Here is a 22,022-nt window from a genome sequence, read left to right on the forward strand (position 1 = left end):
CATGACGCGCGCACGACGCCTCGCCGCAGGCTGCGCCGTCCTCCTGGGCGCCGCAGCCCTGATCCTCGCCACCCGATGGTGGCCGGGGCGCTCCGCCCCGGTGCCGCCGTCCGCGCTCCCGCCCGCGGCCGCCGCCGAGCGGCTGCGGACGGAGCAGGACTTCCCCACGCGCCGCGAGCTGGTGCGCGCCATCGCCAAGGCGCCCGACGCGGTCCCGCGCCTCGAGGCCGTGTGGCGCGGGGCTGGCGACGGCGCCGCCCGGGAGGAGGCGCTCATCCAGGTCTCGAAGGTGGGCGGGGCCGACGGGGCGCGCTTCCTCGCCGAGGTGGCCTCCACCGACCCGCGCTACGGCGCACGGGCCGCCGCCGCGCTCGGCCAGATGAAGAGCGCGAAGGCCGCGGACGAGCTCGCGCGCATCGCCGAGTCGGACGCGCCCGCGATCACCCGGGCCAACGCCGCCCAGGCGCTCGGCCGGACGGGCGATCCCGGGAGGGCGGACGAGCTCGTGAAGCTCGCGGCCGATCCCGGGCAGCCGCTCCGGGTCCGCCAGGAGTCCGCGCTCGGGCTCGCCCGCGTCGGGGGCGAGGGCCAGGCGGCGGCCCTGTCGGCCGCGCTCGAGGCGGCGGCGTCCGACGGGAGCCTGGACGGCGAGCAGCTCCGGATCCCCATGATCCAGGCGCTCGGCCACATCGGCACGCCGCAGGCCCGGGCGGCCCTGGCGGCCCACGCCCAGCGGGAGCTCTCGCGCAACGAGCGGGCGTTCCTGCTGCTCGCCCTCGGCGCGCGCTGACCGAGGCCTCGGCGTCCGCGTCCCTGTCCCGCCCGCTCGCCGCGGTCCGGGGCGGGGCCGCGCTTCTTCCCCGCCGGCCCCAGGCTCCCAAGTTCCCGAGCGATCGGGGCGTCAACGCCCGCTCACGCGCCGCCGCCCTTGCCGGCGGCGCCGGCGTGACCAAGTCAGCCGCACCTCCGACAGCGGCGCGGAGGCGGAGGCGAGACCATGGCGGCGAGCGACGTGGCGAAGATGCGGGAAGAGCTCACGCAGCTGTTCGGGCAGGTGCCGGGGTGGGTGGACGAGCTCCCGGAGTCGGCGGCGGCGGGCTTCTGGGCGACGATGCGCGACTTCCAGCTCGCCGAGACGCGCATCCCGAACAAGTACAAGGAGCTCATCGGGCTCGGGGTCTCCGGCGCGACGCGCTGCCGGTACTGCGCGCTCTTCCACACCGAGGCGGCGCGGCTGTTCGGCGCGACCGACGAGGAGATCGCCGAGGCGAGCATGATGGCGGCGCACACCATGGCCGCGAGCACCTTCTTGAACGCCCAGCAGGTGGACTACGACACCTTCCGGCGCGAGACGCTCGAGATGGTGGCCTACGCGAGGTTGCACGCCGGCGCGGCGAGCGCCACGCAGGCGACCCAGGCGACCCAGGTCGCGGGGCATGCCTGACGCGGCGGCCCTCGCGGCGCTCGAGGCGGAGGGGATCCTGGAGCGCCGCGAGGGGCGGCTGCGCACCACCCGGCGCTGGCAGGCGGCGATGGCCCGCGCCGCGCTCCGGCTGCAGCTGCAGGGCGCGCCCTGGAACGACCTCCGGCTCCCCATCGCCCTCGGGCTCGCCGAGCTCGAGGGCGACCTCCCGGACGCGGAGCTGGCCCGGCGGGCGGAGGCGCTCCTCCCGCTGGAGCGCGGGGAGCTCGGGGCGGCCTTCGGCGACCCCGGCGCCGCGCCGGGCTGACCCTCAGCCGCGCACGCCCGCCGCGACCACGCCGGGCAGGGCCGCCCAGCCGCGGGCGGCCTCGAGCGCCGCGAGGCGCGGCCCGAGCCGGCCCAGGGTGCGGTGGCTCGGGAAGTAGGGCGGCTTCACGAGCCCGCGCAGCGGCGCGCGCACCACGCACTTCTCGACGCCTTCGAGCATGCGGCTGTCGTGCACGAACCCGCGGCCGCTCTGGATGTCGTCGAGCGGCGCGCCCGGGTAGGCCCCCCAGGGCGTCGAGCCGAGCGCGAAGGAGAACCCCGGCCAGACGTTCACGGTCACGGTGCCGTAGCGGAGCCGGTCGATGGCCGCCTCGAGGGCCCGCGAGGCCTCGGGATCCGCCTCGACCGCGGGGTGGACCACCAGCCCGGCGTTGAGCGTGCCCCAGAGCCGCTCGTTGCAGAAGCGGGTGGCGGCCTCGAGGAAGCGGATCGGGTCGTCCGAGCCGAGCGGCGTCTCCGAGAGGATGGCGCAGAAGGGCTCGGTGCGGAAGGCGCGCTCGCCGCGGTCCTCGGCGTCGAGCCCGGGGATCAGCGTCCACGGGAGCGCGCCCGGGGCTCCGGGGGTGCGGCGCGCCCGGGCGCGGCCGGCCGCGAGGTGCTCGTACCGCTGCTCCGCGCCCGGGTACCAGGCCGCCCGCGCCGGCGTGGCCTCGAGGAACCCGTACACGCGATCGAGGAGCTCGTCGCGCCGGCTCCAGCCGCGCGGGGTGACGAGCAGCTTGGCCGCGTTGCAGTTGAAGGAGGCGTTGTGCGTCACCATCCCGGCGATGCTCTCGGCCTGCCACGCGAGCTCGCGATCGCTGTACGGCCCCGGCACCACGATCACCGGCGAGACGTTGCCGAGCTCGCTCGTGATCTCCTTGCGGAGGAGCGGCTCCCCGCGCGCCAGCCGATCGATCCGGTCCGGCCCGGGCGGCCCCCAGACGAGCAGGTCGTGGGTGCGGTCGGAGCCGGTGACGTGCAGCTCGTCCACCTCGGGGTGGTGCGCCAGGAACGAGCCCTCCGCCGCGCCGCCCTGCACCACCGCGAGGAAGCCGGCCCGGATCGCCTCGGCGAAGCCCTCCTGGATGAACGGCTCGAGGTAGGCGTTCACCGGGGAGAGCTTGAGGAGGCAGGCCTTGCCCTCGTTGAACATCTTCGTGACCACGTCGGTGGTCGGGATGGAGTTGATGTTCCCGGCGCCGAGGATGAGGCAGACCTTCCCCCCGTGATCCGGCGCCCGGTGGAAGCGCGCCCGCTGCTCCGGCGTGGCGCCCGGCAGCAGCCGGACCGCGGCGCGCAGGCCGGGGAAGAGCAGCCGGTCGCGCCAGGTCTCCGGGAAGACGTCCACCTCCCAGCGTCCGTCCTCGAGGCGGCGGCCCGGGCCGAGCGGGGTCGAGCCGCCGCGGGCGAGCGCCTCGAGCGACTCCTCCACCTGGCGCAGCAGCCGCAGGGTGACGAAGGGGCCGGAGATCCACTCCTCCCCCTCGAGCGGCGAGCCGGGAGGGGTGCCCTTGGCGCGGCTCGCGGCGAGGGCGCTCGGGCCGGCCACGCGCGCCATCCCCTCGCGCAGCCGCCGGGCGAGCCTCGCCTTGTCGGCCAGCGGGAGTCGGGCGAGCGCGGGGGCGCCGGCGCGGACGCGCGCGAGCGCCGCCTCGAGGGCGGCGGTGGACGGGGCGGCGGGGTCGGGCGCGGCGGTCATCGTGCACCATGCGCTAACACGGCGGCCCCCCGGCCGCCACGCTGCCCGGAGTCAGTCTGGAGTCCCCCGCCCGCCCGCGCGGCGGACCTACGCCGCCCGGAGGGTGGCGAGCGTCACCTCGGGGGCGGCGTTCACCCGCACCCGGACCGCGGCGTTGCCCACGCCGCGGTTCACGTAGAGCTGCACCGGGCCGACGTGGAACAGGCCGCGGTCGTAGGGCTCGTGCGCGAGCGCGCTCAGGAGCACCCGGGTCACGCCGGGGATGTTGATCTGCCCGCCGTGCGTGTGACCCGAGAGGCAGAGCAGCGGCTCCCCGGAGAGCTTGAGCAGGTCGGCCGTCTTCGGGCCGTGCGCCAGCACGATCCGCGAGCCGCCCCGGCGCGCTCCGCGCAGGGCGGCGAAGGGGCGGGCGTTCCCGGTGAAGAGGTCGCCGACGCCGACCACCGTGAACGGCTCGCCGCGGAGGGTGAGGGTGGTGTTCTCGTTCTCGAGGACGTCGTAGCCGAGCCGCACCAGCGAGCGCGCCACCGCGCGCGGATCGGTCCAGTAGTCGTGGTTCCCGAGCACGGCGACGGTGGGCGCCTCGAGCCCGGCGAGCGCCTCGCGCACCTCGCCGGCCTCGCGCCGCTGGTTGCAGACGTAGTCGCCGGTCAGGACCACGAGGTCGGGCCGGAAGGCGTTGGCGGCCTCGATGGCGGCGCGGATGCGCTCGGGCGGCGTGCGCGGGCCGACGTGGAGGTCGGAGAGCTGCGCCACCCGCAGCCCGTCGTGCGCCGGGTGGAGGCCGGCCACGGTGAAGGTGCGCCGCTCGCCCTGGAGCGGCGGGTCCTCGCCGGCGCGGGTGGCGGCCTCCGCCAGCCCGGGCAGGGCGGCGCCCGCCGCGACGGTGGCGGCGAGCCCCTTCAGGAATGCGCGGCGATCGAGAGCCATCTGGACGAGTGAGAACCTGCGGCGCGCGGGAAGGATTCCGGCCCTCGCCCGCCCGGCATCCGGGGTGGTGCGGAGGGGGGACCGCCAGTGTCGCAGAGGAGCCGGGTCCTGCCAAGGAGGGCTCCGGCGCGCCGGGGCCGCCGGCGGGCGCCTTCGCTAGCGGCCGCCGAGCAGCGAGGCCGCCGTGACGCCGAGCGCCTTGGCCATCTTCTCGATGGTCTCGAGCGGCGGCGAGCGCTGGCCGCGCTCCAGCATCGAGACGTACGAGACCGAGATCCCGATCTTGTCGGCGAGGGCCTTCTGCGAAAACTTCTTCTTGGCGCGCAGGCGGCGAACGTTACCGGCGAAACGCGTGAGCAGGTCCATGCAGTCGAGCCATCTAGCCGCCGCCCCGCCGCGCGCCGCGTCCTTTTAGGGGCTGGCGGTGGGTGAACGGTGACCCTAAGTGACGGAGCACACCCCGGACTCCCCGGTGTCGAAAGGAGCAACATGGCCAACAAGCCCGTCTACAAGCTGGAGGTCGGCGACGAGGCGCCCGACTTCGAGCTCCCAGCCACCGGCGACACCGCCGGTAAAGGAGGGGCCAAGAAGCCGGTCCGGCTCTCGGACTACCGCGGCAAGAAGAACGTGGTCCTGGCGTTCATCCCGGCCGCGTTCACGCCCGTCTGAAGCGTGCAGATGCCCTCGTACGAGGAGGATCTCTCCGAGTTCGAGCGGCGTGACGCCCAGGTCCTGGGCATCAGCACGGATCAGGTCCACAGCAGCGAGGCGTGGGCGAAATCGCTCGGCAGCTTCTCCTATCCCATGCTCTCGGATCACTGGCCGCACGGCGCGGTCAGCATGAAGTACGGCGTGCTCCGGGGGGACAGCGGGCTCTGCGAGCGGGCCATCTTCGTCGTCGATAAGAAGGGGAAGATCGCCTACATCGACATCCACGACATCTCCGAGCAGCCGCCCACCGACAAGATCATGGCGGCGCTCGACAAGCTGAAGTAGCGCCGCACCGGCGCCGGAGGGGACATGCCGAACGAGGACAAGCCGCTGGAGCTGTCGCGCTACTGCGTCCCCTATACGCCGCTCCGCACCCGGCTCGAGGAGGCGAGCGTCTGCATCGTCTCCACGGCCGGCGTGCGGATGCGGTCCGACCCGCCGTTCGACGTCGAGGGCGACGCGACCTACCGGGTGATCGACGGGCAGGCCAGCGCCGCCGACCTCGCCTACGACGACGCGCACTACGACCACGCCTGCGCCGACCAGGACCTCAACTGCATCTTCCCCATCGACCGGCTGCGGGCGCTCTGCGCCGAGAAGCGGATCGGCGGGCTCACCGACCGCCACTTCTCGCTCGGCTTCTCCACCGCCCTGCGCGAGCTGCGCGAGACCACCATCCCCCGGCTCGTCCGCGAGGTGGACCGGGCCCGGCCCGACGCCGTGCTCCTCACCGGCGGCTGACGCCTCTGCCACCGCACGGTGGTCACCGTGCAGCGCGTGATCGAGATGATCGGCATCCCGACGGTGCTCATCACCGTCGAGCCGGAGGAGAGCCGGCAGGCGCGCCCGCCGCGGGCGCTCTACCCGAAGGGCTTCGTGCCCGGCCACTCGCTCGGCAAGCCGAACGACCCGGCCCTGCAGCAGTGGATCCTCTCCGACGCGCTGGCGCTCCTCACCGCCGAGCCCAGGCCGGGAGAGGTCATCGAGAAGGACTACGGGGCGCCGTGAAGCGTTCCCTCCCCGCGCGCGGGGGAGGGCGAGGGAGGGGGAGCCCCGCGGCGCGCCGCTCACGGCCCGCCGTAGCTCGTGAGCCCGCCCGGCGTGACCTTGCCGGTCTTGTCCTTCGTCGCGAGGTGGCTGAACCAGACCACGCGCGGCTTCGACCAGCGGTCGATCTGCACGCTGCGCACCGGCTGCGCCAGGATGGGCGAGAGCCCCGCCGGCGTGCCGGTCCAGGCGCCGTTCTTCAGGCGGCCGATGCCGCCCCAGGCGAACCCCACCCAGAGCGAGCCGTCGGAGTCGTCGCAGCCGAGCCCGCCCACGCTGTTCCCGAGCCCGCCCGGCAGGTCGAGGTAGGTCGCCGTCCCGTCCGGCGCCCGCCGCACGAGGCCGTGGATCGAGGAGCCCTGCCAGAGGGTGCCGTCGGCGAAGAAGCACATCGCGCTCGTCGCGTCCATGGCGGCCGGGTCGATGGCGTCGAGGGTCCCGTCCGGCCAGACGTCCCAGTACGAGAGCTGCTGGTTGGTCCCGTTGTAGGCGGGCCACATCGGCTGCCACCAGCCGCCGTTCGGCATGGCGCCGTACCCGGCCTTGGAGGCGGTGCGGTAGCCGTTCGAGGCCCAGGGATCGCCGGTGGTCGGGTCGATGGCGATGGCCCACGCCTCGCCGGTGAGGAAGAGCCCGGAGTTGGAGGCGATGGCCGGGTGGTCGTGCTCCCAGACGCCCATCGAGTCGGGCCACTGGTTCGCCGGATCGCGCCAGCCGCGCAAGGCCGCGTTGGCGAGGAGCACGGAGAAGGTGGCGTGGGTCCCGCCCATCCAGACGTCGCCGTACTGCGGCGTGCCCTTGAGGTGGTTCACCACCACCCGGTAGACCTGCCGCAGCTTCCGCCGCCCCTCGGTCCAGGTGAAGTCCCAGGTCGGGCAGGGGTTGGGCGTGCCCGGGCCGTAGCCGCGCGTCTCGCAGACCGTGCCCGGCGGCGAGGCGATGAGCACGTGGCGCGTGCGCGTGACGCTCGCGCCGTCGAAGGCGACGAGGTCCACGCCGCCGGAGTCGAGGCACCAGGTGAGGTCGGCGTCCCCGTCGGTGCCGCGCCCCTGGTAGCCGACCGCCGCCTGTCCCGCCGCCGCGCCGGCCACCGAGATCACCGGGCAGAGCGCGTCGGGCTGCGAGGTCGGGATCGCGTTCGGGCAGTCGAGCGGGTTCGTCGGGTCGAGGGTGGTCGAGCAGCTCTTGGTGAGCCCGGCGGCGTCGGGATCGACGCGGTGGAAGTAGGGCTCGCCGGGCCGCTTCACGTAGAGCGCGTCGTAGCCCGCCACGTAGACGTTCCCCCCCTCGTCGGCGGACGCGTCGTGGACGTCGCTCGAGAGCCCCTGCGCCGCGCCGTAGACCGTCCAGCCGCCCTGGCTGGGGGCGGGCGTGAGCGTGACGCCGCCGTCGGTCCCGCCGTCGGTCCCGCCGTCCGCGCCGCCGCCGTCCGCGCCGCCGCCGTCCGCCGGGCCGGCGTCGGGGGCGCCGCCGTCGGGCGCGCCGGCATCCGCGCCGCCGTCTCCGCCACCGTCCCCGGTCGCGCCGCCGTCCGCCGCGGGCGAGGTGCCGCCGTCGTCCTGGTTCTCCTGAACGCCGCCGCCCGCCGGCGTCCCGGACGCGCTCTTGCCGCAGGCGAGGGAGAGCGCCGCCAGCACCGCCACGAGAGCTCCCCGCCGTCCCGCCATCGTCGCCTCCGCCGCGGCGGGGCGACCCTCGCTGGGGACGGGCGCCCGGCCGGCGAGTGGAAAGCTGCGGGCACGGACAGCGGGCGGAAAGCCCGGGCTTGGGTCGAGCTAGCGGCGGGTCACGGCCACCATGGGCTCGAAGAGCGGCGTGGGATCGCCCGCTCGCCAGGCGGCCAGGACGGCGCCCGCCGGCAGGTAGCCCGGGAGGTGTCGCCAGCGCAGGAGCTCGCGCGCCTCGCCGCGGAACGGGATCTCGCGGAGGTGCGGCTCCGTCGCGATCACCACCCCGCCCGCCGAGAGGACGTCGGCCGCGGCCTGCGCGCCCCACGCCTTGTGCACCGGCCGGCCGAGCGCGAGGGTAAAGACGCCCGGCGGCGGCGGGCCGTAGAACCAGACCTCCCGTCCGTCGAGGGCGTCGCGCGCGCCCGGGGGAAGCGCGGGCGGGTTCACCGCCGGCACCACCAGCCCGGCCACCGCGGCGAGCCCGAGCCCGCCGAGCGCGGCGCCGAGGGAGACGCTCCCGCGGAGCGCCGCGGCCGCGCCGGCGAGGAGCCCCGCCGCCGCGAGCACCGCGCCGAGGCGGCCCGCCGCCGGGAGCGGGAAGCGGAGCGCGAGGAGCAGCACCACGCCCATTCCGGCGAGGACGATCCCGGTGGCGACCCGCGCCCAGCGCGGCGGCGGCGCGCGGCAGGCGAGCAGGATCGCGGCGGGGGAGCAGGCGAGCCCGTAGTGCGGCCACTTGAGCGACGGCACCGTGAAGAGGAGCAGCACGGCCGCCACCCAGAGCGCCGGGAGCAGCACCGCCGGCTCCCGCAGCCGCCGCGGGGCCGGCAGCGCGCCGAGGAAGAGGAAGGTCCAGGGCAGGAGGTAGACGAGGAAGCCGACGAGGAGGGTCGCCTCGCCGCTCCAGGTCCAGGCGTGGCGGAACCGATCGACGTTCTGCTCGACCACGAAGAACTGCCAGAAGCGGTGGCCGTGGCGCAGGAGGGAGAGGACGTACCAGGGCAGCGCCACCGCCGCGCCGAGCAGAAAGGCGAGCAGCGTGTGGCGCGAGGCGAGGAGGCGCGGGCGCCGCAGGGCGAGGAACCCGCCGGCCACGAGCAGCACCAGGACCGCGCCCACCGGCCCCTTGAGCAGGGTCGCCATCGCCGCCCCGAGCCCGCAGAGGAGGAGCTGGCGCGGCCGCTCCTCCTCCGAGGCCCGCCAGGCGCCGAGGGCCGCGACGGCGAGCGCCAGCGCCATGGGCGCGTCCATCATGGCCATGCGGCCGAACTTGAGGAAGCCGAAGGTGGTCGCGGTGAGGAGCGTGGCGGGGAGCGCCGCCCGCTCGCCGTAGAGCCGCCGCGCCAGCGCCCCGGTCGCCAGGGCGAGCGCCACCGCGCAGAGCGCCGCCGGCAGCCGCGCCGCGAAGAAGTCGCGGCCGAAGGCGCCGTAGGTGAGCCGCTCCGCCCAGTAGAGGAGCGGCGGCTTGTACCAGAACGGCGCGCCGTCCATGGTGGGCGTGAGCCACGCGCCCTCGCGGTCCATCTCGGCGCTGATCGCGAGGTAGTAGGACTCGTCGGGGTGGGTGCCGGACTCGGACGCGCCGAGCGCGGGGAGGTACAGGAGCCCGAGGAAGATGAGGATGGCGAGGCGGCGCAAGGGGCCCGGAGTCTAGTGCATCGCCGCGCCCTTGGGGCGGCTGGGACGCGGACCCCGGGGCCGCGCCGCGGCCGGAGCGCCGGGCCGTGCGCGCGCCACGGGTGCTGCGCCGCACGTCTTCCCGGCCCGGCACGCCGGCTGCACTCCCGGCCCCGCATGACGGAGAGGGAAGGGGTCGCCGGCGCGACGCAGCGCGGAGCTCGTCTGGCAACGGCCCGTGAGGTCCCGGCGCGCCCCTTCTCTCTCTGGCTGTCGCGGGCGGCGAAGGGCGCGGCCGTGGGCGGGCGCGCTGGCGTCGGGCCGGGGCCCGCCCGCGGCGCGGCGCGGCTCGCGACCGAGCGGCGGGAGGGGGCCGAGCGCGGCGCGGACGTGCTGCGCGACCGGCGGAGCGCCATGGACCTCGGGGCCGAGGCGGAGCGGGGGCGCGGGGAGCCCGGCCGCGTGGCCGAGCCGTCGCCGGCGCCGCCCGGCGAGGACCCCGGTCGGCTCGCCGGCGCGCCCGCGCCGTCGGCCGGAGCCGGACCCGGAGGCGCGATGGTGTCGGCGGCGGCGCCTTCCTCGTCGCCGCCGGCGGCGCGCTCCGCGGGCTCCACGCTCGCGGCCGAGCGGCTCGTCCTGGCGCTGCACCGGCGCGAGCGGGAGTCGCCCGAGCTGAGCCTGTCGCTCGGAGGCGCGCTCGAGGTGAGGCTCGCGCACTCGCCGGCCGGCGTGGAGGTGGCGGTCCGCGCCGCGCCGTCGCGCGCGACCGCCGCGCGCGCCGAGCTCCCCTCGATGCTGCGCGCCCTGACGGAGCGGGGCGTGCGGGTGGCGCGGGCGGAGGTCCAGCCGGGCTGTCCCGGAGCGCCGCTCCCGTCCGGGCCGGCCGCTCCCGCAGGCTCGGCCTCCAGCACGCGCGCGCCGGCCACCGGGCCCGGGGGCGCGCTCGCGCGTTGACAGCCCCCGGCCACTGCCGATAGAACCCTCCTCCGTCAGGAATGGGGCACCGTCGCCAAGTGGTAAGGCCCGGGTCTGCAAAATCCGTATTCGGCGGTTCGAATCCGCCCGGTGCCTCCAACTTTCCTCCCCGCGGTCGCCCTGTGCGACCGCCCGGGTGAGTCCGAAAGCCCGACCCCGCCATCCCGAGCCAGCTGACGGAACCGTTCACGTAACGTGTGGCGGCGCGCGCGTCGTCGAGCGGCTCGGGGCAGCCTCCAGCGAGCAACGGCCGTGGGCCCGTCCACGGGGGACGGGGTCGCGGCGTGCGCCTGTGGTGACCGGCGCGCCTCCAGGGCGCCCGCCGGGGAGGGGGAAGACCATGAAGCGGATGGCATGCGGCGCGGCGCTGCTGCTCGTCGCGGCGTGCAGCAAGTCGAGTCCGGCGCAGGGCGTGGTGGCGCAGGAGGTGGTGGGGACGACGGTCCTCGCGCCGGGGGATCCGCACTGCCCGTCGGGCGGCACCGAGATCACGCTCACCACGGGCCTCGTGTACGCCTGCAACGGCGCGCCGGGGCAGGCCGGCGCGGCCGGGCCGGCGGGCGCCGCAGGGCCGGCGGGCGCCGCCGGAACGCCGGGGGTCCCGGGCGATCCCGGGCCGAAGGGCGACACGGGCGCCCCAGGCCCGGCCGGCCCGCAGGGACTGCCGGGGCCACAGGGACCGCAGGGGCTCGCGGGCCCCGTCGGTCCCCAGGGAGCGACGGGCGCGACCGGCGCGCAGGGGCCGAAGGGCGATCCGGGGCCGCAGGGGCCGCCGGGCACCGGCCTCGACCCGGCGCGCGTGGCCGCGCTGCGCTGGTACGCGGTGAACGAGACCGCCGCGAACACCTTCTCCACCGGCACCCGGCCGGCCGGCATCGCGTTCGACGGCGCCAACCTCTGGGTCACGAGCAACGCCACCGACTCCGTCTCCAAGTACCGCGCGAGCGACGGCGCGCTCCTCGGCACCTTCGCGGTGGTCCCCCAGCCGCGCGGGATCACCTTCGACGGCCTGAACGTCTGGATCGCGGGCCAGCAGGGCGCCGTCTCGAAGGTGCGCGCGGCCGACGGCCTGGAGCTGGGCCGGTTCGGCTGCGGCATCGACCCGTACGACGTCCTGTTCGACGGCGCGTACATCTGGGTCTCCTGCAACGGCTGCGCGCGCGTCTGGCAGCTCAAGGTGGACGGGACGGTGCTCGGCCAGGTGGACGTGCCGGCCAACCCGCACGGCCTCGCCTTCGACGGCACGTACGTCTGGGTGGCGAGCTACGGCGCCGGCAGCGTCAGCAAGATCGCGCGCGACCGGACGCTGGTCGCGACCTACCCGGTGGGCCAGCGTCCGGAGCGGCTCGCCTTCGACGGGACGAACATGTGGGTCACGAACCAGGGGAGCGACACGGCCATCGGCGGGACGCCTGACGGCACCGGTACCATCAGCATCCTGAAGGCGGCCGACGGTTCGCTCGTGAAGAGCTTCACGATGGGGATCTCTCCGTTCGGGATCGCTTTCGACGGCACGGCCATGTGGGCGAGCTGCCGCCCCTGCGCCAAGGCCTTCCGCCTGACGCTCGACGGCGCCATCGCGGGGAAGTACGCGGTCGGCCCGGCGGGCTGCCAGCCGGAGGCGGTCGCCTTCGACGGAGCCAGCATGTGGGTCGTCAACTCCGGGGCGAGCACCCTGACCAAGTTCTGAGGCGGCGCCGCCGGTGGGACGGCCCCCTGGAGGGCCGTCCCACCCGGTTCCGGGCTCCCACGCCGCTCCCCGAAGGAGTAGCCTTCTCGAGGCGGCTCCAGAGATGGGCGGCCGGGAGGTCGGGATGGGATCGTCGAGTCGCGGTGGGGAGGACAGGCCGGCCAGGGAGGCCCGTCCCATGTCCCCCGCGGCGGCGATGGCCTGCGTGGAGCAGCTGCTCGGCGCGTCCCTGCGGCAGGCCCTCCCCGAGCTGGAGCAGGTCGCGGCCGCGGCCGAGGACGAGGTGGAGCGGGCCAACGCCCAGCTCATCCTCCAGATGGCGCGCGAGCTCATCCGGACCCTCGAGGCGGACGCGGCGGCGTTCCGGGCCGGCGGCGGTCAGGAGCCCGCTGACGGCGCGCCCCGCTGCGGCTTCTGCTGGCGGGGCGCTGGATCGCGGGTGAGCCGCGTGGCCTGAACGCGTTCGCCCGAGCGGGTGAGCCCGGTCGCCCGAAGGCGGTGGGCCGTGAGGGTGACCGGATGAATGTGCACCCAAGCGTGGGTACTTGAAGGGGTTTCCCGTCTTCAAGGGCTGCCGGCCGACCGCGCCTTCGGATACCTTCCCGTACCGTGGCGTACACGGGGGGCATCGTGGTGGCCGGATCGCGGCCGTTCGTGCGTGCGGTGGCCACGGCGTTCCGGCAGCGGCACCGGGTGGTGGTCGGGATCGCGGGGGAGACCGAGCGCGCCTTCATCCTCGCCAACGCGAGCGGCGGCCTCTTCGTGTTCGAGCACGGTGGCGAGCCGTGGCGCGCCCTCCTCGAGGAGCTCCAGGAGGCCCGCGCGGCCGGGCTGCGGATCGTGGCAGCGATCCCGGACCCGCTCCGCGACGAGGCGCCGGCGGTCGAGGCCGCCGGGGCCGACCTCCTCGTCACCTGGGACGGCGACGACGCCACGCCGGTGGTGGACGCGGGCGAGTCGCTCCTGGCCGAGCGGGAGGCGCGGCGCGAGCCGCCGCCGCGGCCGAGCGCTCCGCCCGTCCTGCAGCGCGTCGCGCCGGCCCTCGTGCAGCGCCTCGCGCCGCCGCTCCCAGAGGCGCCGGATGCGCCTTCCGACGCGCGCGACCCGGCCGCGCCCACCGCGTCCGCCGAGGGCGCGGGGGCGGAGGAGGGCTCGGGGTCGGCCCCTTGGGATCCACGGGCGCGAATGGCGCCGTGCGCGCGGATCGTAACCCGCGAGCCGTCGCGCTGGTCGCGCCTCGGCCGGATCGTCGGGAGCCTCTTCGCCGCGGCCGCGGCAGGTCTCGCGCTCCTGTCGACGAGTGGATGAGCCCTGGGCGGCGCGAAAAACCCGCCGCCGACGTTCACCTCACGTTACCAGGCCCGTGACTTTTTCCCCCAAGCTCGCAGCGCCTCGTGGCATCTTGTCGGTCGGGGTGGGCAAAGGCGCACAGTGGCGCCGCATGTCAGCCCCGCTTTCACCTGACAGAGGGGCCCATGTCGAGCTTCCGCACGAACTCCAAGTTCCGTTTCTCGCAGCTCACCCTGGCCGCGCTGATCGTCATGATCCCGGTCCTCGCCCATGCCTGGGGCTCTTCGGGCTCGACCAGCAGCTGGGGCTCCTCGGGCTCGACCAGCACCTGGGGTGGCTCCTCCGGCGGCAGCTGGGGCGGGACCGGCGGCACCACCCAGACCGGAGTCGTCCCCCTCACCCTGGCCGACTGCCTGCAGTGCCACACGAGCATGGCGACGGCGACCGGCGCGGCGGCCGTGCACCATGCGATCGCGGGCTTCTCGTGCTCCTCCTGCCACAAGTCCGGGGGCCGCTTCCTGATCTCGGACTGCACCGTGTGCCACTCGGCCACCGGAGCCGCGGCGGCCTCGGCGCACCAGACGGACACCCACAAGATCACGTACGACAGCTGCGGCCAGTGCCACCACGACCCGGTCGCCGCGATCCACTGGAAGGTGGTCGCCGGCTGGAACGGGGGCTCCACCATGAACTCGGCCGTCTGCTTCTTCTGCCACCTGAGCAGCGATCCCGGCGTGAAGAGCGTGGTGGATCGCGGCGTCGCCGGCACGCAGACCGCCTGCTCCAGCTGCCACGGGCAGAACTGGGGCCACTAGCCCGCGCAGCTCCCTCGCGGCCAGCGCCCTCGGGGCGCTGGCCCGAGGTCGGGCCCGGAGCCGCGGCCGGCTCCGGGCTCGCTCGTTCTGGGCAGCAGGGGCTCCTGCCCGCGGCCGCGTTCGCCGCGCGCCCGCCGGTCGGGCGCGGCCTCCGCCGACGCGCTAGGAGTGGCGAGTGGCCACCGAGCTCTGCCAGTACTGCGGCGCCGATCTCGACGCGGTCCCCCCGCGCGAGGAGACCGGCTACCTCTACGGCGTGGAGTGCCGGCGCTGCCCGCCGGAGCGCCGCCGCTCGCAGGTGCTGCGCCGGGCGGAGCGGGTGGCCGCACTCTCCTGCCCGGACTGCGGGGCGGAGCTGGCGCCCGCCGAGAAGCATCCGGACGTGCTGGTGGTGAAGGAGATGACCTACGAGATCTGCGCCGCCTGCGGGGCGCAGTGCGGGGTGGCGCGGGTGCGCAAGCTCAGGGACGTGGCGGGCGGGGTGATGTAGCCGCCCAGGACGGCCCGGCGGGACGCCCGAAGCGCGCCTCGAGGAAGCGGACCGTGTCGAAGAGCGTCTCCTGGAGGTCGCGGGGGGCGAAGCCGAGCTCGCGCGCGGCCTTCGCCGAGTCCACGTAGAAGAAGCGCTCGCCCATCTCGACGGAGGGCGCGTCGAGCGCGGACTCGCTGCCGCGCCAGGCGTGGAACCGCTCCGCGAGGCGGGCGCCGGCCACGTTCACGCCGGGCGGGAGCCGCAGCCGCGGCGAGGAGACGCCGGAGAGCCGCTCGAGCCGGCCGAAGAGGTCGGCGAAGGTGAGGTTGTGCCCGCCGAGCAGGTAACGCTCGCCGGGGCGGCCGCGCTCGAGCGCGGCGGCGAAGGCCCGGGCCGCGTCGCGGACGTCCACGAGGGAGAGGCCGCCGCCGGGGATGGCCGGCACGCGCCGCTGGAGGAACTTCCAGACCACGACCGTCGAGCCGAGCCGCTCGTCGCCGGGGCCGAGCAGGAGCGAGGGGTTCAGCACCACGAGCGGCAGCCCGGTGTCGCGGTGGATCCGGAGCGCCGCCTTCTCCTGGAAGATCTTGGAGAGGTAGTAGGGCCAGGGCGCTGCGACGGCGAGCGGGTAGTCGTCGTCCTCGGTCGCCACCCGCGCCTCGCGCGAGAGGCCGATGGTCCCCGAGGACGAGGCGAGGATCACCCGGCCCACGCCGGCCGCGGCGGCCTCCTCGAGCAGGACCCGCGTGCCCTGGACGTGCAGGTCGTAGAGCGCGGCGGGGTCGTCGGGGTCGAACTCCACCTGGCCGGCGAGGTGGTACACCGCGTCCACGCCCTCGAGCGCGCGCCGGAGCGCGTCGCGATCCGTGAGCCCCGCGGTCGCCACCTCCGCGCCGAGCGCGGCCGGCCCCGGCGCCGGGCCGCGAGCGAGGATCCGGAGCGCGTGCCCCGCCTCGGCGAGCAAGGGCAGCAGGTGCGAGCCCAGGAAACCGGTGGCGCCGGTCACGAGCAGCTTCACGGCAGGTCCTCCGGGGCGGCGGAGAGCGGCGCGGCGGGGCGGGCCCCCTCTCCCTGGCCCTCTCCCCCGCGGGGGGAGAGGGGAGACAGCTGGGGCTCGGCCTTGGCTGCGGAGAGGGGAGACCGCTTGGAGCTGGCCTGGTCTGAGAAGAGGGGACCCGAGGCTTCTCCCTCCCCCGCGGGCGGGGGAGGGGCGGGGAGGGGGCGGACCTCGGAGGCCTCAGCGGGCGGGAGCCCTCCCAGCCGCCGCACCGCCTCCTCCAGCACCTGCGTCGCCGCCTTGTAGGCGTCGCCCTTCGGCAGCGCGGCGGTCCGCCGGCGCAGCTCCGCCACCGGGATCGGCTGCCCGATGCGCACCTCGAGCTGGGCGCGCCGCGGCAGGACGCTCCCGGGCGGGAGCGCCTCGTGCGTGCCGTGGATGTAGAGCGGCAGCACGTCCACCCCGCAGGTGAGCGCGAGCCATCCCGCCGTGGCCTTGAACGGCGCCATCCGGCCGTCGCGGGAGCGCGTCCCCTCGGGGAAGACGAGCAGGTGGAGCCCGCGGCGCAGCGCCTCCTCGGCGGCGCGCAGGCTGCGGCGCACCGAGCCGGCCCGCTCCATCGGGATGAGGTGGGTGAAGTTCTCGAAGTAGGCCCGCTTCCAGCGGGTGTCGAAGAAGTAGTCCTTCGCCGCCAGGGCGGCGAGCTTGGCGCCCGCGTCGCCCAGGGCCACCTTCACGAGCCCCATGTCGAGGTGGCTCGCGTGGTTCGCCACCACGATGAAGTTCCGGTCGCAGGGCACGTAGGCCGCGCCGGTGACCTTCAGACGGTAGGCGTCGCGGTAGAGCGCCTGCTGCCCCACGGCGAGGAGCTTGCGCCCGAGCGCCGCGACGAGCGGGGGCACCGGGAGCTCCGCCGGCGCGCCCTCCCGCTCCGGCGCGGGCTCGTCGCCCCGCGCCTCCCGCCGGCCGGCCGCCGCGCCGGCGACGAGCCGCGAGAGGTCGCCGACGGTCTCGGCCTGCGCGGCCTGCTCGGCGATCCCGGCCGGCACCCCGGCCTCCTCGAGCGCGGCCGCGAGCTCGGTGTGCATGAGCGAGTCGAAGCCCAGGTCGCCGGCGAGCCGCGCCGCCGGCGTGACCTCGCCGCGGGGCCGCCGCGACACCTCGGCCAAGAGCTCGAGGAGCCAGCCGTCGCCGCGCCCCGGCTGCTCGCGGACCCGCCGGCCCTTCTGCGCCGCCGCCTCGAGCCGCCGCAGGATGGCCTGCACCTCGCGGCGCTTCACCTTGCGGGTGGAGGTGCGCGGGAGCGGCTCGTCCACGAGGTGCCACACCTTCACCCGCTTCGGGAAGGGCAGCCGGGCCGAGACCTGCCGCAGGTGCGCCTCCACCCGCCGGCGGACCTCGTCGCGGTCGCGCCCCTCGTACTCGGGCACGGCGAGCAGGGCCACCTTCTCGCCCCCGCCGTCGGGCAGCCCCACCACCGAGAGCTCCTTGAGCAGCCCGTCGGCGCGGTACAGCTCCTCCACCTCGTCCGGGTGGACGTTCTTCCCGTCGGCGTCGATGATGACGTCCTTCTTGCGGCCGACCAGCGTGAGCCGACCGTCCGGCTCGAGCCGGCCCAGGTCGCCGGTCCGCAGCCAGCCGTCCTCGAGCACCTCGGCGGTGAGCGCCCGGTCCACCTCGGGCTCGTCGGCGCCGCGCCGGAAGTAGCCGAGCATCACGTTCGGCCCGCGCGCCAGCACCTCGCCCACGCCGTCCGCGTCGGGCGCGTCGATGCGGAGCTCCACTCCGGGGAGCGGGCGGCCCACGCTGCCGGCCCGGGCGCCGTCCTCCGGCCGCGAGACCGCCAGCACCGGCGCCGCCTCGGTCAGCCCGTAGCCCTCGTAGAGGTCGAACCCGAGCTCGTGGAAGGCCCGCTGCACCTCGGGCTGCAGCGCCGAGCCGCCGGAGACCAGGATCCGCAGCCGCCCGCCCAGCCGGTGGTGCACCGGCCAGAAGAGGAGCTTGCCGAGGTTCACGCCGAGCTCGTCGCGGAGCGCCGCGTTGGCCTTCATGAGCCCGCGCGCCGCCTCCGCCGCCAGCCCGGGCCGGGCCGTGAGCTCCTGGGTGATGCGCCGGTGCAGCATCGACCAGAGCGCCGGGACGCCGATCATCGCCGTCACGCGGCCGCTCGCGAGCGCGTCGCCGAGCGTGTCGGCGGTGAGCTCGTCGAGGTACTCCACCTCGGCGCCGCGCGAGAGCGGGGTGAGGAGCCCGCAGGCGAACTCGAAGGTGTGGTGGAGCGGCAGCACCGAGAGCAGGCCGTCGCCGGGGCCCACGTCGAAGATCCCGGCGAGCCGGGTCACGAGGGCGGTGAAGTTCCGGTGGCTGAGGAGGACGCCCTTGGGCGCGCCGGTGGTGCCGCTCGTGAAGATGAGCGAGGCGGCGTCGTCGGGGGAGACGGCGCGGGGCGGGAGCGGGTGGTCGGCGCCGCCGAGCGCGGCGGCGAGCGGGACGGCGCGGGCCGGGCCCAGGGCCGCCGGGGCGTCGAGCCGGGCCGAGACCTCCTCCGAGAGGAGCGCCAGCCGGGCCGAGGCGGCCTGGGCCAGGGTCTCGAGCTCGGCCCGGGTGAGCGCCGCGTCCACCGGCACCGCCACCGCGCCGGCGCGGACGATCCCGAACCAGGCGGCGGCCCACTCCGGCCGGTTCTCGCAGGCGAGGAGCACCCGGTCGCCCTTCGCCACCCCCTGCGCGGCGAGGTGGCGGGCGGTTTGCTCGGCGAAGGCGCGCAGCTCCCCGAAGGTGAAGCGCTCCTTCTCGGCGCCGGACATGCGCAGCGCCACGCGCCGGGGCCAGGCGTCGCAGGCGGCGTCGAGCAGCTCGAGCAGGTCGCGCGGCTGCTTCACCGCGTGGACCTTCTTCCGCGACTCCTCCTCGAGCCCGGGGAAGACCCACTCCTCGAGCCCCTTCATGTGGACGTCGAGCCAGTAGGTCCGCCAGTCGAGCTGCTCCGGGTCCCACGGGAGGCGCGCCCGGTCGGCCTCCGGGAGCCGGGCCCGGAGCGCGCGGATGCCGGCGCAGCGGAAGACGTACCGGTTCTCCCAGACGAAGGGCAGGTAGAGCTCCCAGAGCGCCTCGGTCCGCGCCAGCTGCGCCTCGACCTCGTCGAGGCCGTCGGCGACCCGGCCCGCGAGCGCCGAGAGCCGCGGGGCGCCCCAGCGCGGCGCGCCCTCGCGGACGAGCGCGCTCGCCTTCCGCGCGAGCCGCCGCAGCGCCGGCGCGCTGAAGGCCTCGTAGTGGCCGCGGCTCGCCGGGTAGGGCTCGAAGCGGGAGAGGAGCTCGTTCCAGGCCCGGTGGCCCTCCTCGCGCTCCTTGTAGAAGCGGCGCCGGTAGAGGCCGGTCAGGTCCACGCACCGGCGCATCCAGAGCGGGTTCACGTCGCCGGTGGCGAGGTGGAAGACCTGGAGCGGGGGTGAGCCCCCTCCCTGAACCTCCCCCGCCGGCGCGGGAGAGGGGAGGAGGCACGCGGGGGAGCTGGCGTGAGGCGCCGCGGCGAGGAGGTCCGCGGCGACGGCGATGATCCCGGCGGCGACCAGGTCCACCGGCACCACGTCGAGGATGAGCTTCTCCGCCGCCGGGAAGGTGCGGTGCCCCTCGAGCCCCACGAAGGCGAGCGGCGCGCTGGTGGTGAACCCCTCGTTCCAGCCGGGGAACGGGTAGCGGAGCGCGCTCTCCACGATCGACGGGCGGACGATGGCGGCGCGGACGCCGGCCGCCGCGACCTCTTGCTCGCCGAGCGACTTCGTGAAGGTGTAGGTGTTCGGCCAGCCCCAGTGGCGCGCCCGGTCCATGCCGAGGTCCACGAGCCGCTGCGAGATCCAGAGCCGCTTCTCGCGCCCCACCGCGAGCCGGAGCGCCTTCTCGTCGGCCGGGTCGCGCCCCTCCGCCCGGAGCCGCTCGGCGGCGGCGGCGCGGAAGGCCGAGAGGTTCACCCGATCCTCCGCCTCGTCGCGCACGCGGGCGATGCGCCGCTCGCAGTCGGCGAGCTCCGCCTGGAGCTCGAAGTCGGCCGCCGCGAGCGGCGGCGCCTTGGGCCGGGCGGCCACGCCCTCGCGGCGCGGGAAGTAGCCCTGCACCGGCTCGTCCTCGAACACCACGCCGTCGCGGTTCCCGGCGACGTAGCAGGTCGAGACGTGCAGGAGCGCCGCGCCGGTCCGGCGGCAGAGCTCGGCCGCGTGGCCCGCCCCGCGGACGTTCACCTTGAGCGCGAGGTCGAGCGAGGGGTTGAAGTCCACCAGCCCGGCGCAGTGGATCACGGCGCCGAGCCCCTCGAGCCGGGCGAGGTCGGCCTCGGAGAGGCCGAGGAGCGGCGCGGTCACGTCGCCGGCGAGCGGCACGCACTTGTCGCGCAGGAGCCGCTCGAACCCGGCGCCGTGCGCCTCGCGCAGCGGGTCGAAGGGGCGGCTCGGCGCCACCTTGCCGAAGAAGCGCGTCTCGGCGCTGCCGCCGGTGCCGGGGCGCACCAGCACGAAGATCCGCCCCACCTCCGGGTAGCGGTGCAGGAGCATCGACAGCGTCACCTTGCCGACGAAGCCGGTGGCGCCGGTGAGGAGCAGCGAGCGGCCGCGCAGGGCCGCGCCGACGTCGAGGGGAGCAGCCCCCGCTTCCCGTCCGTCTCCCCCGCGGGGGGAGAGGGGATGGCGGGCCGTCCCACCCTCTCCCTCGGAGCGGGGGAGGGCCGGGGAGGGGGGGCGGAGGCCCTGCCCGTGAAGGTGGCGGTGGTCGCTCATCCCAGGTTCTGGGTCATCACGATGGGCGGGTGGTGGAGCATCGCGATCTGCGCGCCGCGCCCGTGCTCCGAGCGGGCCATGTCGATCGCCTCCGAGAGCGTGGCGGCGCTGTCCCAGCCGAGCAGCCGCGGCACGTGCTCGTTGTCGGCGCCGACGGCGATGATCCGGCCGAGGTGCTGCCGCCCGTTCTCGCCCCAGTACCACATGAAGAACGGGTGGGCGCCGTGGTAGGCGTGGCCGGTCCGGTACATGTGGACGTAGCTCGGGTTCCGCGCGAACTCCTCCTCGTACTTCGCCTGGAGCACGTCCGAGTCGCGCGTCTCCGGCAGGAGCCGGTGGAAGAACTCGATGTACGACGGGTGGTGCTCGGGGTCGAACTCGTCGGAGCAGGGGTGGGTGACGATGAGCGTCCCGCCCTTCTTCACGAGCGGCCGCCCCCGGTAGAAGTTGAAGAAGTACCCGCAGGCCATCACCTGCACGAGCAGCGGGTTCAGGATCGAGTTCACGTTGTACGGCGAGATGAACGGGATCCCCATCACCGCGATGTCGGCCTGGAAGTCCACGTCCACGAGGTACTGCTCGAAGCTCTTCTCGAGGATCTTCGCGTGGGTGGGCTCGGTCTTCCCGGCGTGCACGGCGATGACGTCGTAGGCCGCCGGGATGGCCTGGAAGAGCTTGCGCTTCGCCACGCGCGGCAGCCGCTTCAGGGTGGCGCGGAGCCCGGCGAGCTTGAGCCGGTCGAGGTCGGTGAAGTCGTCCTCGCGCTTCTGGAGGAACTCCATCGGACCGTCGAACATCCGGTTGTTGATGGTGGTCTCGACGTGGAACACGTCGAGGTGCTCGTCGATCACGCGGCCGATCCGGTCCACGCTGCGGTGCATCTCGGAGCGGGCCGGGTCCATGTACGAGTGGCACTTCTTGATGGTGCCGGGATCGTGGTGCGCCTTCACGCCCTCGTAGCTCGTGAGCCCGGTGCCGACCGACTTGTGGCCGCCGTCCATGGGGACGAGGTTCAGGTTCACGTAGATGAGGAGGTCGGACTCGGCGGCGCGCCGGTTGATCACCACCTTCTCGCCGTGGCGCGTCTCGCCGAGGGTGACGAGCCCGTCCGGATCCTCGGCGTCGTGGTGGTAGTAGCGGTCCGGGTAGAACTCCTCGAAGATCGCGTCGCCCACCATGCGCCGCATCTCGGCCTCGGTCATCCGCCGGTGCAGGCAGATGGCGATGACGAGGTGCACGTCGTCCACGCCCGAGTCGGCGAGGAGCGGCAGGATCACCTCGAGCACCTGCTGGCGCACGTCGGGGGTGCGCATGGGCGGGAGCGGCAGCGAGATGTCGTCGAGCGCGATCGTCACCTTCATGCCCGGCCGCAGCTTCGCGTGGAGCGGGTCGGTGCCCTCCGGGTGGTTGAGCGCCCAGCGGATGGCGGCCTTCACGTTGGTGAGCCCCTCGATGGGCGGCCGCGGGTAGATGACCTTGGTCCCCACCGGCAGGTCCTCGAGGAGCAGGTCCTCGCCGGAGAAGAGGAGGCGCGGCGCCGAGTCCTTCTCGATGGTGACGATCGACTCGGTCGCCTCGTAGAGCCGGGCGAGCTTGCTCGGGGTTCGCATG

The 22,022-nt window shown here is 75.4% G+C and carries 19 protein-coding genes and 1 tRNA gene; 12 read left to right on the top strand and 8 right to left on the bottom strand.

Annotated features, from left to right (window positions below; translation table 11 throughout):
• Nucleotide 1 precedes the first annotated feature (1 nt).
• The 3 genes from AMPC_RS00315 to AMPC_RS00325 all read left to right on the top strand — a co-directional run bounded on the left by AMPC_RS00315 (nt 2) and on the right by AMPC_RS00325 (nt 1,730).
• Nucleotides 2–790 (top strand): HEAT repeat domain-containing protein, encoded by a 789-nt coding sequence (locus AMPC_RS00315; protein WP_248343530.1) that lies wholly within the window; start codon nt 2–4, stop codon nt 788–790.
• A gap of 207 nt (nt 791–997) precedes the next feature.
• Nucleotides 998–1,444: a carboxymuconolactone decarboxylase family protein gene (locus AMPC_RS00320; RefSeq protein ID WP_248343531.1), complete on the top strand. Its 447-nt coding sequence runs from the start codon at nt 998–1,000 to the stop codon at nt 1,442–1,444.
• Nucleotides 1,437–1,730 carry a hypothetical protein gene (locus AMPC_RS00325; RefSeq protein ID WP_248343532.1) on the top strand — a complete coding sequence of 98 codons (294 nt, stop codon included), beginning with the start codon at nt 1,437–1,439 and terminating at the stop codon, nt 1,728–1,730. Before AMPC_RS00320 ends, AMPC_RS00325 begins: the two co-directional genes overlap by 8 nt.
• A gap of 3 nt (nt 1,731–1,733) precedes the next feature.
• On the opposite strand, the gene AMPC_RS00330 is transcribed toward AMPC_RS00325, so the two are convergent.
• The 3 genes from AMPC_RS00330 to AMPC_RS00340 all read right to left on the bottom strand — a co-directional run bounded on the left by AMPC_RS00330 (nt 1,734) and on the right by AMPC_RS00340 (nt 4,727).
• The gene (locus tag AMPC_RS00330; RefSeq protein WP_248343533.1) at nt 1,734–3,431 is read right to left on the bottom strand and encodes an aldehyde dehydrogenase family protein; all 1,698 of its coding nucleotides are present in this window, start codon (nt 3,429–3,431) and stop codon (nt 1,734–1,736) included.
• A gap of 87 nt (nt 3,432–3,518) precedes the next feature.
• On the bottom strand, nt 3,519–4,361 hold the full coding sequence (locus AMPC_RS00335) for a metallophosphoesterase (RefSeq protein WP_248343534.1): 843 nt from the start codon (nt 4,359–4,361) through the stop codon (nt 3,519–3,521).
• Nucleotides 4,362–4,517: 156 nt separating this feature from the next.
• A complete protein-coding gene (locus AMPC_RS00340; RefSeq protein ID WP_248343535.1) occupies nt 4,518–4,727 on the bottom strand; it encodes a helix-turn-helix domain-containing protein in 210 nt (69 codons plus the stop codon).
• 123 nt (nt 4,728–4,850) lie between these two features.
• Between AMPC_RS00340 and AMPC_RS00345 the strand changes: the two genes are divergently transcribed.
• Both AMPC_RS00345 and AMPC_RS00350 read left to right on the top strand, forming a co-directional pair.
• A complete protein-coding gene (locus AMPC_RS00345) occupies nt 4,851–5,357 on the top strand; it encodes a peroxiredoxin (RefSeq protein WP_248343536.1) in 507 nt (168 codons plus the stop codon).
• Between the two features lie 24 nt (nt 5,358–5,381).
• The gene (locus AMPC_RS00350) at nt 5,382–6,080 is read left to right on the top strand and encodes a glycine/sarcosine/betaine reductase selenoprotein B family protein (RefSeq protein ID WP_248343537.1); all 699 of its coding nucleotides are present in this window, start codon (nt 5,382–5,384) and stop codon (nt 6,078–6,080) included.
• Nucleotides 6,081–6,139: 59 nt separating this feature from the next.
• Here the strand turns inward: AMPC_RS00350 and AMPC_RS00355 are convergent, their stop codons facing one another.
• Together AMPC_RS00355 and AMPC_RS00360 are read right to left on the bottom strand one after the other, a co-directional pair.
• Nucleotides 6,140–7,786, bottom strand: a complete 1,647-nt coding sequence (locus AMPC_RS00355) for a hypothetical protein (protein WP_248343538.1) — start codon at nt 7,784–7,786, stop codon at nt 6,140–6,142.
• A gap of 108 nt (nt 7,787–7,894) precedes the next feature.
• Complete coding sequence (locus tag AMPC_RS00360) at nt 7,895–9,427, bottom strand: ArnT family glycosyltransferase (RefSeq protein ID WP_248343539.1); 1,533 nt, start codon at nt 9,425–9,427, stop codon at nt 7,895–7,897.
• Nucleotides 9,428–9,703: 276 nt separating this feature from the next.
• Between AMPC_RS00360 and AMPC_RS00365 the strand changes: the two genes are divergently transcribed.
• From AMPC_RS00365 to AMPC_RS00395, 7 genes are all read left to right on the top strand, one after another.
• Nucleotides 9,704–10,360 (top strand): hypothetical protein, encoded by a 657-nt coding sequence (locus AMPC_RS00365; protein ID WP_248343540.1) that lies wholly within the window; start codon nt 9,704–9,706, stop codon nt 10,358–10,360.
• Between the two features lie 45 nt (nt 10,361–10,405).
• A tRNA-Cys gene (locus AMPC_RS00370) sits at nt 10,406–10,480 on the top strand.
• A gap of 241 nt (nt 10,481–10,721) precedes the next feature.
• Nucleotides 10,722–12,071 (top strand): hypothetical protein, encoded by a 1,350-nt coding sequence (locus tag AMPC_RS20450; protein WP_263009627.1) that lies wholly within the window; start codon nt 10,722–10,724, stop codon nt 12,069–12,071.
• A 178-nt stretch (nt 12,072–12,249) separates the two neighbouring features.
• Entirely contained in the window at nt 12,250–12,528 is a 279-nt protein-coding gene (locus AMPC_RS00380) for a hypothetical protein (RefSeq protein WP_248343541.1), read from the top strand.
• A 152-nt stretch (nt 12,529–12,680) separates the two neighbouring features.
• The gene (locus AMPC_RS00385) at nt 12,681–13,379 is read left to right on the top strand and encodes a hypothetical protein (RefSeq protein WP_248343542.1); all 699 of its coding nucleotides are present in this window, start codon (nt 12,681–12,683) and stop codon (nt 13,377–13,379) included.
• Between the two features lie 167 nt (nt 13,380–13,546).
• Nucleotides 13,547–14,176 (top strand): hypothetical protein, encoded by a 630-nt coding sequence (locus AMPC_RS00390; protein ID WP_248343543.1) that lies wholly within the window; start codon nt 13,547–13,549, stop codon nt 14,174–14,176.
• Between the two features lie 175 nt (nt 14,177–14,351).
• Nucleotides 14,352–14,666 carry a hypothetical protein gene (locus tag AMPC_RS00395; RefSeq protein ID WP_248343544.1) on the top strand — a complete coding sequence of 105 codons (315 nt, stop codon included), beginning with the start codon at nt 14,352–14,354 and terminating at the stop codon, nt 14,664–14,666.
• Here AMPC_RS00395 and AMPC_RS00400 read toward each other — a convergent pair.
• From AMPC_RS00400 to AMPC_RS00410, 3 genes are read right to left on the bottom strand one after another with little or no spacing between them, the layout of a single operon-like run.
• On the bottom strand, nt 14,638–15,666 hold the full coding sequence (locus AMPC_RS00400; protein WP_248343545.1) for an NAD-dependent epimerase/dehydratase family protein: 1,029 nt from the start codon (nt 15,664–15,666) through the stop codon (nt 14,638–14,640). The two genes, AMPC_RS00395 and AMPC_RS00400, sit on opposite strands and share 29 nt — an antisense overlap.
• Nucleotides 15,663–20,411 (bottom strand): AMP-binding protein, encoded by a 4,749-nt coding sequence (locus tag AMPC_RS00405; RefSeq protein WP_248343546.1) that lies wholly within the window; start codon nt 20,409–20,411, stop codon nt 15,663–15,665. Before AMPC_RS00405 ends, AMPC_RS00400 begins: the two co-directional genes overlap by 4 nt.
• On the bottom strand, nt 20,408–22,021 hold the full coding sequence (locus AMPC_RS00410; protein ID WP_248343547.1) for a lactate racemase domain-containing protein: 1,614 nt from the start codon (nt 22,019–22,021) through the stop codon (nt 20,408–20,410). The genes AMPC_RS00405 and AMPC_RS00410 overlap by 4 nt, the downstream gene beginning before the upstream one ends.
• Between the last annotated feature and the right edge of the window lies 1 nt (nt 22,022).

The organism is Anaeromyxobacter paludicola (genome assembly GCF_023169965.1).
GTDB classification, from domain to species: domain Bacteria; phylum Myxococcota; class Myxococcia; order Myxococcales; family Anaeromyxobacteraceae; genus Anaeromyxobacter_B; species Anaeromyxobacter_B paludicola.

Excerpts from the sequence above, each read along its gene's own strand:
- AMPC_RS00315 (WP_248343530.1), top strand. The coding sequence starts at position 2 with ATGACGCGCGCACGACGCCTCGCCGCAGGCTGCGCCGTCCTCCTGGGC.
- AMPC_RS00320 (WP_248343531.1), top strand. The coding sequence starts at position 998 with ATGGCGGCGAGCGACGTGGCGAAGATGCGGGAAGAGCTCACGCAGCTG.
- AMPC_RS00325 (WP_248343532.1), top strand. The coding sequence starts at position 1,437 with ATGCCTGACGCGGCGGCCCTCGCGGCGCTCGAGGCGGAGGGGATCCTG.
- AMPC_RS00330 (WP_248343533.1), bottom strand. The coding sequence starts at position 3,431 with ATGACCGCCGCGCCCGACCCCGCCGCCCCGTCCACCGCCGCCCTCGAG.
- AMPC_RS00335 (WP_248343534.1), bottom strand. The coding sequence starts at position 4,361 with ATGGCTCTCGATCGCCGCGCATTCCTGAAGGGGCTCGCCGCCACCGTC.
- AMPC_RS00340 (WP_248343535.1), bottom strand. The coding sequence starts at position 4,727 with ATGGACCTGCTCACGCGTTTCGCCGGTAACGTTCGCCGCCTGCGCGCC.
- AMPC_RS00355 (WP_248343538.1), bottom strand. The coding sequence starts at position 7,786 with ATGGCGGGACGGCGGGGAGCTCTCGTGGCGGTGCTGGCGGCGCTCTCC.
- AMPC_RS20450 (WP_263009627.1), top strand. The coding sequence starts at position 10,722 with ATGAAGCGGATGGCATGCGGCGCGGCGCTGCTGCTCGTCGCGGCGTGC.
- AMPC_RS00380 (WP_248343541.1), top strand. The coding sequence starts at position 12,250 with ATGTCCCCCGCGGCGGCGATGGCCTGCGTGGAGCAGCTGCTCGGCGCG.
- AMPC_RS00390 (WP_248343543.1), top strand. The coding sequence starts at position 13,547 with ATGTCGAGCTTCCGCACGAACTCCAAGTTCCGTTTCTCGCAGCTCACC.
- AMPC_RS00405 (WP_248343546.1), bottom strand. The coding sequence starts at position 20,411 with ATGAGCGACCACCGCCACCTTCACGGGCAGGGCCTCCGCCCCCCCTCC.
- AMPC_RS00410 (WP_248343547.1), bottom strand. The coding sequence starts at position 22,021 with ATGCGAACCCCGAGCAAGCTCGCCCGGCTCTACGAGGCGACCGAGTCG.